General features: G+C 68.1%; 9 protein-coding genes. All 9 read right to left on the bottom strand.

Features of this window, described 5'->3' with window-relative positions; translation table 11 throughout:
* Window positions 1–18: 18 nt before the first annotated feature.
* The 9 genes from rodA to IPN47_02600 all read right to left on the bottom strand — a co-directional run bounded on the left by rodA (window position 19) and on the right by IPN47_02600 (window position 11,387).
* Entirely contained in the window at window positions 19–1,281 is a 1,263-nt protein-coding gene (gene rodA, locus IPN47_02640) for a rod shape-determining protein RodA (GenBank protein MBK9406944.1), read from the bottom strand.
* A complete protein-coding gene (mrdA, locus tag IPN47_02635; protein MBK9406943.1) occupies window positions 1,278–3,050 on the bottom strand; it encodes a penicillin-binding protein 2 in 1,773 nt (590 codons plus the stop codon). Before mrdA ends, rodA begins: the two co-directional genes overlap by 4 nt.
* Entirely contained in the window at window positions 3,047–3,529 is a 483-nt protein-coding gene (mreD, locus tag IPN47_02630) for a rod shape-determining protein MreD (protein ID MBK9406942.1), read from the bottom strand. Before mreD ends, mrdA begins: the two co-directional genes overlap by 4 nt.
* 2 nt (window positions 3,530–3,531) lie before the next feature.
* Window positions 3,532–4,656, bottom strand: coding sequence for a rod shape-determining protein MreC (locus tag IPN47_02625; protein MBK9406941.1), 1,125 nt, complete (start codon window positions 4,654–4,656; stop codon window positions 3,532–3,534).
* A gap of 10 nt (window positions 4,657–4,666) precedes the next feature.
* Window positions 4,667–5,704: a rod shape-determining protein gene (locus IPN47_02620; GenBank protein ID MBK9406940.1), complete on the bottom strand. Its 1,038-nt coding sequence runs from the start codon at window positions 5,702–5,704 to the stop codon at window positions 4,667–4,669.
* 352 nt (window positions 5,705–6,056) lie between these two features.
* Window positions 6,057–6,590 (bottom strand): dUTP diphosphatase, encoded by a 534-nt coding sequence (gene dut / locus IPN47_02615; GenBank protein ID MBK9406939.1) that lies wholly within the window; start codon window positions 6,588–6,590, stop codon window positions 6,057–6,059.
* Window positions 6,591–6,739: 149 nt separating this feature from the next.
* Complete coding sequence (ald, locus tag IPN47_02610; GenBank protein MBK9406938.1) at window positions 6,740–7,855, bottom strand: alanine dehydrogenase; 1,116 nt, start codon at window positions 7,853–7,855, stop codon at window positions 6,740–6,742.
* Window positions 7,856–7,886: 31 nt separating this feature from the next.
* A complete protein-coding gene (locus tag IPN47_02605; GenBank protein ID MBK9406937.1) occupies window positions 7,887–9,143 on the bottom strand; it encodes an insulinase family protein in 1,257 nt (418 codons plus the stop codon).
* 33 nt (window positions 9,144–9,176) lie between these two features.
* Entirely contained in the window at window positions 9,177–11,387 is a 2,211-nt protein-coding gene (locus IPN47_02600) for a polyribonucleotide nucleotidyltransferase (GenBank protein MBK9406936.1), read from the bottom strand.
* Between the last annotated feature and the right edge of the window lie 71 nt (window positions 11,388–11,458).

The raw sequence follows: 11,458 nt of genomic DNA, 5'->3' as shown, positions 1-11,458 counted from the left end.
GTGGGGCGCGACCGACGGCTAGCGTCGCAGCCCGATCGGGAGGGCGTCGGCCTCGCCGCGCCCCTCGGAGGAGATGCGCACCAGGATCCCGATCGCCAGCCAGCACGCGAGCATGAACGACCCGCCGTAGGAAAAGAACGGCAGCGGAATGCCGGTGATGGGCATGAGGTTGAGCGTCATCCCGACGTTTTCGATCACGTGCACCAACCAGCTGCCTAACAAGCCGAACGCCACCAGCGAGCTGAAGCCGTCGTTGGCGCGCGACGCCACGCGAATCACCCGCAGGAAGAGCAGCAGGAAGAGCGCGAGCGCGATGCACACCCCGAGGAAGCCCAATTCCTCGCCCACGACCGCGAAGATGAAGTCGGTATGCTGCGCGGGGAGGAATGAGCCACGCTTCTGCGTTCCGAGCGTGAACCCCTTGCCGAGCCATCCCCCCGAGCCGATGGCGATCTTCGACTGGATGACGTGATAGCCAGACGCCTTGGGGTCTTCCGACGGGTCGAGGAAGACGAGCAGGCGCGACTTCTGGTGCGGGGCGAGCTTCTCCCACACGATCGGGGCCAGCACCCCCATCGCCACGTTCGTCACGATCAGCACGACCCCTTCGACGACGTACGGCTTGTACCACAGCACGACGGCGATGAGGATCAGGAACCAGGCCCCCCAGTACACGGTGCTGAACGAGAGCAGCAGCGAGATCGCCGGCGAGGCCGCCAGCAGCAGCAACGGCCCCGACACGCCGGCCCAGAAGAGCATGGCGAAGAAGATCCCGACGAAGACCATCCCGGTCCCCAGGTCGGGCTGCGCCATCACCAGGACCCAGGGGACGAGTACGACGGCCGCGGGCTTCCATAGCTCGAGCAGCGAGCGCGGAGCGTCGCGACGCACGGCGAGCACCTTGGCCAGCATCAGGACCACGGTCACCTTCGCCACTTCCGCCGGTTGCCCCAGGCGCACCCCGCCGATCGTCAGCCACCCCTTCATGCTCGCCGCCGTCCCGGCGCCGGAGCCGAAGACGAGTGTCACGATCAACAGGAAGATGGCGAACAGGTATACCGGCCAGCTGGCCCATTCCAGAAGGCGCACCGAGACTCGGCTTAGCACCCACGCGCCCACGAGCGCCACGACGAACCAGCCGAGTTGGCGCTGATAGGCGGTGGCCACCGAGGTCTGGACCACGTCGGTCTGCCCGGCCGAATAGACGACGGCGATGCCGTACGCCGAGAGCAGCAGCGCAATGATCACCAGCGGGTAGTCGGCGAAGACGCGCTTGATCAATCGTCCCCCTCGACATCCACCGGCTGGATGGCCGGGCGCTTGAGGTAGTGCTCGACGACCTTGGAGGCGATGCGCGCCGCCGCGTAGCCGTGCTCGCCCTGCCAGAGCATCACCGCCACCACGATCTTGGGATCATCCTTGGGGGCGAAGCCGACGAACCAGGCATGGTCCTTCCCCGTCTCGTTCTGCGCCGTCCCGGTCTTCCCCGCCAGCACGACCCCCTGAATCGCCGCACTCCCCGCCGTCCCGCGTCCCGAGACCACGTCCGCCATGGCGTCGCGTAACCCCGCGAGCTGCGCCGGCGTGAGGTTGAGGATCTTCGTGCGGTCTGGCGAGCGCCGCACCACTTCGGGACGCGCCGCCGACCCATCCGTCGCCAGCGCCGTGTAGAAGCGCGCCATGTTCAGGATGGTTTGTGTATTCTCGCCCTGGCCGATGGACAGGTTCAGCGTCACCGCGTTGGTCCACCCCTTGGGACCATACCGCTTGTTGAAGTACTCCACGGCATACGGCCACTGCGGCGTCGTCTCGTTGGGGAGGTCGATGCCGCTCTTCTCGCGGAACTTCAGCTGCACGCCGCCCGCCAGCATCTTGGACAGCGTCATGCGCAGCCCGAGCTGGTAGAAGAACGAATCGCACGACTTGGCGATCGCCTGCGACAGCGTCACCGAGCCATGCCCCTTCTTGTCCCAGCAGCGGAAATAGCGGCTCCCGTAGGTATAGCCCCCCGTGCACGGGACAGGCATGCGCGAGTCGAAGTCGACCAGCCCTTCCTCGAGCGCCATCGCCGCCGTCGCCAGCTTGAAGGTCGACGCCGGCGGATAGCGTCCCTGAATCGCCTTGTTGAGCAACGGACGCCCCGGATTGTTCAGGAGCTCCCGGTAATACGGCGCGGGAATCCCGCCGATGAAGCGATTGGGATCGTACGCGGGCGAGCTATGGATCGCGAGCACGGCCCCCGATTGCGGCTCGATCGCCACCACCCCTCCGACCAGCGAATCCGCCAGGTACGACGCGACGAAGCGCTGCAGGTCCAGGTCGATGTTGGTCTGGAGCGCGGGCGCCGCCGTCGCCTCGCGGTCCGGGCGTGACCCGGCATCGCGCACCACGCGCCCGCGCGCGTCGACCTCGACGTAGCGCGACCCCTCGGTCCCGCGCAGCTCTTTCTCATACTGCTGTTCCAGGCCGGAGCGCCCGATCTGCTGTCCGGACTTGTACGACGTGTACTCGGTCGAGTTGAGCTCCGACTCGCTGATCTCGGCCGTGTAGCCCACGAAGGCCGAGACCGCGGGACCGTCAGGATAGCGCCGCTTGGGCGTGGCCTCGATGATGAGGCTCGGAAACTCGGTGCGATGCTCCTCGAGCACCGACACCTGGTCGAACGAGGCATCCGCCAGCACCACCGTCGGGCGATTGGGGTCGCGCCGCAAGCGACGCACCGCGGACTCGATGTCGCCAGGTGCAAGCTCGATGATCGCCGACAGTCGCTGCAACGTCGCCCGCAACGAATCGGCTCCCGCCGCCAGGATCGACACCGCGTAGCCCGGCACGTTCTCGGCGATGATGTCGCCGTGGCGATCGTAGATGGTCCCGCGCGCCGCCGGGATCGGCACCTCGCGCAACCGGTTCTTCTCCGACGACAACTGGTAGCGCGCGCTCTCGAGCACCTGCGCCCGGAAGAAGCCGCTGGCCAACAGCACGAGCGACAGCGTGACCAGTGCCCCCGCGAAGCGGCCGCGGCGCTGGATGTCGTTCGGATGTAGGCTCATGACGACGGCGCCTCGAGCATCCCGCGGAACAGGAGCAGGACGAGCACCCCGGTCACCGCCGTCAACGCCGCCGCCAGTGGCGACCAGAGGACCATCTGGGTCGCCATGTCATACACCCCGCCCTGTCGACCGGCCACCACGAACAGCACGTCGAAGGCCCACTTCCCCACGAAGAAGAAGAAGGCGTGCAGGAAGACGTTATCGGAGAAGAAGACCGCCTTGAGCCATGAGGCGCTGAAGCCCACGATCGACATCGCCAGCGCGCCAGCCCCGAACGTCGCCGGCGCGAGCGAGTCGCCGATGAGGCCGAGCGTGAAGCCGATGAGCGCCGCCACTCCGGGGCGAACGCGCACCGCCACCAGGAGCACGGCGATGACGAGGAAGTCCATCGACACGCGCCATCCGAGCAACGGCCGCAGGAAGTAGTGGGCCGCGACGAGCGCGACGAACAGGAGAGCGGTGCGAATGCCGCGCTGCATCGTCAGCGACGCCTCAGGGTGGAGTCGCGACGTGGTACGCGACCGGCCGCGGTCCCCGCACCGCCAGCGGCCGGACGACCGGTCGCACGCACGCTGTCGCCACGAGCGGCCAGGGTGTCAGGGCGCGGCGAGAGCGAATCGCTGGCCGCGCTGTCCCCCGCCGTGGGGATTCCGAGCACCGCCTTGAGCGAATCCATCTGTCGCTGCCGGAATGCGGACGCGGCGGCCTGCAGGCGCGCCAGCGAATCGCCCGACGCGGCCAACCGGCGTGCAGCCCCTTCCGCACGGCTCACGTCGATCCAGACGCTGTCCATCGCCCCCTCGGCGACGCGTTGCGGCGACAGGATCATCACGTTGCTGACATCGGGCGGGTACACCGCGGGGCGGAGGAGGTACGCGCGCGACCAGACCTCGTTCGTCTTGATGTCCTTGAGCACGATCCCGATCGGGATCCCGCGTGGGTACACCCCACCAAGCCCCGACGTGGTGATCAGCGTCCCGGGCTCGAGGGCATCGCGAAAGGCCACGCCGCGCAGCTCGAGGAGCGAGCGCCCCGACTCCTCGCCCAGGTGCGGACGCACGATGCCGAAGGCGCTGCCATCGGCCGACATCGCGCTGGCGCGAAAGTCGGGATGGGTCCAGAGGATCGCCAGGCTCGAGCGCGGATCGACGGTCGTGACCTGCCCGACCAAACCGTCAGGCGCAACGACCCCGCTCCGCATGCGCACCCCCGCGTTCTCGCCCTTGGTGAGGAGGAGGACGTGCTCGTCGCCGAGCCCCTGTCCGTGCAGCGCCTCGGCGGGGACAAAGCCCCACTGCAGCTGTCGGGCGAGCGAGAGGAGTCCACGCAGCTGCACGTTCTCCTGCGCCATCTTCCCCAACTCGGCGTTGCGCAGCACGAGGGAGTCCAGTCGCGCGGCCACCGCATCGCGCTCGGCAAAGGCGGTGCGCGCGCGCTCCGCCCGTTCCTGCAGGGCGAGCAGCGGCGCCACCAGCGTGCGCCGGAGCGACGACGCAATGGCGTCGCGGATGGGGAGCGGCAGCACGGTGGCCAACAGCGCCAGGAGGGCGCACGTCGCCACGAGCGCGGTGTCCGCGCGCGAGCCCGAGCGCGCAGCGCGAGCCATCACTCCCCTCCTACGACGAAAGGACCGACCAGTACTTCTCCTCGTCGTCGAGGATGCGGCCCACGCCGCGCACCACGCAGGTCAGCGGGTCCTCGTCGACGTGGATCGGGAGCCCCGTTTCCTGGCTCAGGACGACGTCGAGCCCGCGGATCAGCGCCCCGCCCCCGGTCATCACGATGCCGCGGTCGACGATGTCGCTCGAGAGCTCGGGCGGAGTGATTTCCAGCGCACGACGCACCGCGTCGACGATCTGCTGGATCGGCTCCTGGATCGCCTCGCGGATCTCCGACGAGTGCACCCGCACCGTCTTCGGGATCCCGCTGACCAGGTCGCGCCCCTTCACGTCCATCTCGCGCTCATCCCCCACGGGGGCCGCCGAGCCGATCGTGATCTTGATCTGCTCCGCCGTCGGTTCGCCGATCAGGAGATTGTAGTTCTTGCGCATGAATTGCACGATGGCCGTGTCGAGTTCATCGCCCGCCGTGCGAATCGACGTATCGCTCACGATGCCGCTGAGCGCGATGACGGCGATCTCGGTCGTCCCGCCGCCGATGTCGATCACCATGTTCCCCGTCGGCGTCTCGATCGGGAGCCCGACCCCGATCGCGGCCGCCATCGGCTCCGCGACCATGAAGACTTCCTTGGCCCCGGCGCCTAACGCGGAATCGCGCACGGCACGCCGCTCGACCTCGGTGATCCCCGACGGGACGCACACGATGACGCGCGGCTTGATCTTGAACATCCGGTTCTTGATGATCAGCTCCAGGAAATACCGGAGCATCTTCTCGGTCACGTCGAAGTCGGCGATCACGCCGTCCTTCATCGGCCGGACGGCGATGATCCCGTCCGGCGTGCGCCCGAGCATGCGCTTGGCCTCCAACCCCACGCCCTTGACCCGCTTGGTCTCGCGGTCGATCGCGACCACCGAGGGCTCGTTCAGGACGATCCCTTCACCCTTGACGTACACCAGCGTGTTCGCCGTGCCAAGGTCAACGGCAATTGCATTGGCGGGGAAAAGCTTACCCGCCGAGAGGGAGGGCCAACGCATGTATGTGGAAATCCTGACGCCCCAAGGGGGCGCCGGTAGTCAGGAGGGGCGACGCGCTTGGAAGGATAAGCTAGCGGTGCACGTAAGGGGGTGCAAGGCATTGCCAGATCACAACCTACGCGGGCGCCCGGACACGGCGCCGACCCGCCGGGACTCCTCGATTTCCCCCCCGCCCTCCCTCGGGGCGCTGGCTCACCCCTCCCCTCCCGAGCCCCCGCGCCACCACGGAGCGGCAAACCCTGCCCCCCAGGGTCCGCCATTCGCGGCCCGGCAGAATCGACCGCAACGATGCACCTGACGGACGCACGCACCCGGCACGCGACGCGCGCCGAGCGCCCGCTCTTCCGTTCGTTCAGCCGCTCGCGCGCTCGCTCGCCCCGCCCTGCGACGCGTCGCTCGTGCCGCTGCCCGTCGAGCCCCCCGTCCCGCCGATGCTGACCCCCGTGCTCCCGAAGCCGCCGGCACCGCGCGCCGTCGACTCGAGCGACGCGGACTCCAGCAACACCGGCGACTCGAACCGGGCAAAGATCAGCTGCGCGATGCGATCCCCGCGCGCGATGCGCAACGGCTCCGTCCCGGCGTGCAGGACGATCACCTTGAGCTCCCCGCGATAGTCGGGATCAATCGTCCCCGGAGAGTTTGGGAGCGTGATGCCGTGCTTGAGTGCCAACCCGGAGCGCGGCCGCACCTGCATCTCCACGCCCGGCGGCAGCGCGAAGGCAAAGCCGGTCGCCAGGGCGCGCCTCTCGCCAGGTGCAAGCACGAAGTCCGCCTCGCAGGAACACACATCGTAGCCGGCGCTTTCGCTCGTTTGTCTGGCCGGCAGCGGCAAGTCGGGGTTGTGCGCGAGCCGCTGAATGCGCACGGAAAGTGGCGGGGTGCTCATGGTCGTGGCAGGTGTCGTGGAAGCACCCGGAGGTGCGGTGAGAAGGGACCGCGTGGCTCGCCTCGGACCACGCGCAGGGGGGCGAAACGCTGATGGGGGACGCGGGCATCGCGCCCCCGTCCCCCATCCCGTCGAGCCAGCCGCCCCCATCAGGCGATGAACTGCGCCGGCTCGTGGAACGCCATTCCGAACGCCTCGGCGACCCCGGCGTAGGTGACCTTCCCCTCGGTCACGTTCAACCCCTTGAGCAGGGCGCCGTTGTCTCGCAGGGCCTGCTTCCACCCCTTGTTCGCGAGCTGGAGCGCGTACGGGAGCGTGGCATTGGTCAGCGCCAGCGTCGAGGTGCGCGGAACGCCCCCGGGCATGTTGGCCACGCCATAGTGAATCACGCCGTCCACGACGTAGGTCGGGTTCTCGTGCGTCGTGGCGTGGATCGTCTCCACGCACCCGCCCTGGTCGATCGCCACGTCCACGATGACCGACCCGGGACGCATGCGCTTGAGGTCGTCCTTGCGGATGAGCTTGGGCGCCTTGGCGCCGGGGATCAGGACGCCACCAACCACGAGGTCGGCCGTCGAGATCTGCTCGAGCACGTTGTGCCGGTTCGAGTGGATGAGCTGCACGTTGGCGGGCATCACGTCCGACAGGTAGCGCAGGCGCTCGAGCGAGATGTCGAGGATCACGACCTTGGCCCCCATCCCCGCCGCCATCTTCGCGGCGTTGATGCCGACGATGCCCCCGCCGAGGATCACGACCTTGGCCGGCGCCACGCCCGGGACGCCGCCCAGAAGGACGCCGCGCCCGCCGTAGAGCTTCTCGAGGTACTTGGCCCCTTCCTGCACCGCCATGCGCCCGGCCACTTCGGACATCGGCGTGAGGAGCGGGAGCTCGCGACTCGGGAGCTCGACGGTCTCGTACGCGATGCAGGTCGCGCCGGAGTCGAGGTGCGCCTTGGTGAGCTTCTCGTCAGCCGCAAAGTGGAAGTACGTGAAGATGGTCTGCCCCTTCTTCATGTGGGGCCACTCGCGCTCGATCGGCTCCTTCACCTTCATGATCATCTCGGCCTTGGCCCACGTGGTGGCCGCGTCCGGGGCGATCTGGGCGCCGACGCCCGTGTAGTCGCTGTCGTCGAAGCCGCTCCCTTCGCCGGCCCCCTTCTCGATGAACACCTGGTGCCCGGCCGCGACCAGCGCTTCGGCGCCGGCGGGGACGAGGGCAATGCGGTTCTCGTTCGTCTTGATTTCCTTCGGAACGCCAATGAGCATGGTCGTTAGGCTCGCGTCGAATTGGTGGATCTCAGGCCGTCCCCGGCCCGGGGCCGAGGCTCAGCACGGTTTGCAGTTCGGGCACGAAGTAGGCGGCCGCCATCGCAGCGACCTCCTCGTCCCGGATGGCGTCGATCTGCGACAACACGTCGTCGATCGGACGATACGGCTCGCCGTACAGCTCCGTCGCCGCCGCGCGGTACATCCGCGAGGACGAGCTCTCGAGCGACAGCGTGATCTGCCCCTTCAGTTGCCCCCGTCCCGCCGCCACTTCCTCGGCGGTGAATCCCTGCTCCGCCACGGCGCGCATCTCCTCGTGGACCGCATCAGTGGCGAGTTTCGCGGTCTCGGGCGACGTGGCGAGATACACGCCGTGCGTCCCGGAGTCGGTGTGGTAACTGTGGAACGACGAGACCGAGTACGCCAACCCCATCTCCTCACGCACGCGCTGGAAGAGGCGCGAACTCATCCCCCCGCCGAGCAGCGTGGAGGCCAGCGAGACGGCGTAGCGCCGCGGGTCGCCATAGCGCACCGTGGGGACGCCGAAGACGATCTGCGTCTGTGCCCCGTCGCGCTCCACATGGCGCACCCCCGGCGGGGCCGCGACGGGAGCCGGCGGGACCGCGGGGTCGTCGTCACCGCGCGCGACATCCTCCCACCCGGTCAGGCGCAGCGCCTCGAGCAGGCGCTCGTGTTCCACGTTGCCGGCCGCCGCCACCACGATGTGGCGCGGCTGGTACCCGCGCCCGTGGAGCGCCCTCAGGTCGGCCACGCCTAACGACGCCACGGTGTCGCGGGTCCCGAGGATCGAATAGCCGTACGGATGCTCGCCCCACAGCAACTCGTTATGCAGCTCGAACACGAGGTCGTCGGGGGTGTCATCCACCATCGCGATCTCCTCCAGTACGACCTTGCGCTCGAGCTGCAGGTCGCTCTCGCGGAGCGCCGGCGAGAAGATCAGGTCCCCCAGCACGTCCGCCGCCTGCACCAGGTGCTCATCGAGCACGCGCGCCTGGAAGGCCGTGTGCTCCCGCGACGTATACGCGTCGAGCGACCCGCCGAGGTTCTCCAGCGACATCGCGATGTCCTTCGCACTGCGCCGGCGCGTCCCCTTGAACACCATGTGCTCGAGGAGGTGCGACACCCCCATCAGCGGCCGCGGCTCGTGCACCGACGCAATACGAACCCAGGCGCCGATCGAAACCGATCGAACGCCTGGCATGAACTCCGACACTACGGTAAGGCCGTTGCCCAGAACGGTGCGCTGGACTCCCGTCGGCTCGGTCATGGCGCGACCGTTCACGGGCGACCGATCACCGCCTCAACGACCACGACGGCCGCGGTCACCACCACCGCTGCGGCGCGGACCGCGATCACGACGCTCGCCGCGATCACCGCCCTCGTCACCGCCGCCCTCGCCACCCTCCGACGCCGGCTGTTCTTCCATCCCTTCCGGCTTGGGGAGGAGCGCCTTCATCGACAGGCGCAGGCGTCCGCGCTCGTCGCGGTCGATGAGCTTCACCGTGACGCGGTCGCCCTTCTTGACCACATCCTCCGGCTTCTCGACGCGCGTGTGCTTCATCTCGGAGACGTGCAGGAGCCCCTCGGAGCCCGGCATGATCTCGATGAAGGCACCGAAGGCCGTGACCGTCTTGACCGTCCCTTCGTACGTCTCGCCGACGATCGGCTCGGCGGTGATCGCCATGACCATCTGGCGGGCGCGATCCATCGACTCGCCACCGACAGCCGCAATGGTGACCAGCCCGGAGTCGTCGACCGTGATCTCGGCCCCCGTCTCCTCCTGGATGCCGCGGATCGTCTTCCCCTTGGGCCCGATCAGGTCGCCGATCTTCTCGGGGTTGATCGAGAGCGTGATGATGCGCGGCGCGTATGGCGAGAGGTCCTCGCGATGCGCGCTGAGCGCCTTGTTCATCTCGCCGAGGATGTGCAGGCGACCCTCGCGGGCCTGCGCGAGCGCTTCCTTCATGATCTTGAGCGAGAGCCCCTCGATCTTGATGTCCATCTGGATCGACGTGATGCCGGCCTCGGTGCCCGCGACCTTGAAGTCCATGTCGCCCAGGTGATCCTCGGTGCCGAGGATGTCGGTCAGGATCGCGTACTTGTCCCCTTCCTTGATGAGCCCCATCGCGACGCCGGCGACGGCGGCACGAGTCGGGACGCCGGCATCGAAGAGCGCCAGCGAGCCACCGCAGACCGAGGCCATCGACGAGGAGCCGTTGGACTCCATGATGTCGGAGACGATGCGCAGCGTGTACGGGAACTCCTCGAACGGCGGGAGGACCGCCTGCAACGCACGCTCGGCCAGGTTGCCGTGACCGATCTCGCGACGCGAGGTGCCGCGCAGCATGCGCACTTCACCCGTCGAGAACGGCGGGAAGTTGTAGTGCAGCATGAACGACTTCGTGGTCTCGCTCTTGTCCTTGAGCGAGTCGAGGCGCTGCACGTCGTCGGCGGTGCCTAACGTGCAGGCGACGAGCGCCTGCGTCTGGCCACGCGTGAAGAGCGCCGAGCCGTGGGCCCGGGGCAGGACCGACGTGTCGATGGAAATGTCGCGCACTTCGGTCGGCTTGCGGCCGTCGACGCGACGTCCGCTGGAGAGCACCTGCCCGCGCAGGGCGTTGTACTCGAGATCGCCCAGGACGTTGCCGACGAACGGCGCCCATTCGGGCTTCTCGGCGACGAGCTTCTCCTTCGCTTCCTTCTTGATGGCCTCGACGGCCTGGATGCGCGTGTGCTTTTCCTTCTGGTTGATCGCGTCGCCGATGCGCTTCTCGGCTTCCTTCTTGACCGCGGCCATCACTTCAGCCGGCACCTCGGTCTTGACCCACGCCATCTTGTCGGCGCGTCCCGTCGCGAGCAGCTCGTGCTGGTAGCCGATGAGTTCCTTGATCCCCTTGTGCCCGACGGTGAGCGCGTCGAGGGCATCGGCCTCGCTCACTTCGTTGGCCCCCCCTTCGACCATGACGATCGAGTCAGCCGAGCCGGCGACGACGATCTCGAGGTCAGAGTACTCGAGCTGCTGGTAGGTGGGGTTGAGGATCCACTTGTCCTGGACGCGGCCGACGCGCACGCCAGCGATCGGGCCGTTCCACGGGATCTTGGACGCGGCGAGCGCGTAGGAGACGGCGAGGAGGCCGAGGACTTCGGCGTCGTTCTCCTGGTCGGCGGAGATGACGTAGACGAAGACCTGCACTTCGTTCTGGAAGCCTTCCGGGAAGAGCGGCCGGATGGACCGGTCGATGATCCGGCACGCCAGGATCTCGTGGTCGTGCGGGCGCCCTTCGCGCTTGATGAAGCCGCCGGGGATCTTGCCCGCCGCGTAGGTCTTCTCCTTGTACTCGACCGTGAGTGGGAAGAAGGGGAGCGGCGACTTGTTGTCGCTGACGGTGACGGCGGCGAGCACCATCGTCTCGCCAAAGGTCACGACGGCCGAACCGGCGGCCTGCTTGGCCATGCGACCGGTCTCGATGACGAGGCGGCGGCCCGCGAAGGTCTTTTCGATGCGTTGCATCATGTGTGTGACTGGGTCTCGTTAGAACACAAAACGCGCGGGCCCGAAAGGGGCGGCCGCGCGATTGCGTG

The sequence above is a fragment of the Gemmatimonadota bacterium genome, from assembly GCA_016719105.1.
In the GTDB taxonomy this organism is placed as follows: domain Bacteria; phylum Gemmatimonadota; class Gemmatimonadetes; order Gemmatimonadales; family Gemmatimonadaceae; genus SCN-70-22.
Note: the sequence above shows the minus strand (reverse complement) of the source record. Positions and strands in the feature narration are given on the sequence as shown.

Coding starts and splice junctions, on each gene's coding strand:
- mreD (MBK9406942.1), bottom strand. CDS start 3,529: ATGCAGCGCGGCATTCGCACCGCTCTCCTGTTCGTCGCGCTCGTCGCG.
- IPN47_02620 (MBK9406940.1), bottom strand. CDS start 5,704: ATGCGTTGGCCCTCCCTCTCGGCGGGTAAGCTTTTCCCCGCCAATGCA.
- IPN47_02600 (MBK9406936.1), bottom strand. CDS start 11,387: ATGCAACGCATCGAAAAGACCTTCGCGGGCCGCCGCCTCGTCATCGAG.
- ald (MBK9406938.1), bottom strand. CDS start 7,855: ATGCTCATTGGCGTTCCGAAGGAAATCAAGACGAACGAGAACCGCATT.
- IPN47_02605 (MBK9406937.1), bottom strand. CDS start 9,143: ATGACCGAGCCGACGGGAGTCCAGCGCACCGTTCTGGGCAACGGCCTT.
- dut (MBK9406939.1), bottom strand. CDS start 6,590: ATGAGCACCCCGCCACTTTCCGTGCGCATTCAGCGGCTCGCGCACAAC.
- IPN47_02625 (MBK9406941.1), bottom strand. CDS start 4,656: ATGGCTCGCGCTGCGCGCTCGGGCTCGCGCGCGGACACCGCGCTCGTG.
- mrdA (MBK9406943.1), bottom strand. CDS start 3,050: ATGAGCCTACATCCGAACGACATCCAGCGCCGCGGCCGCTTCGCGGGG.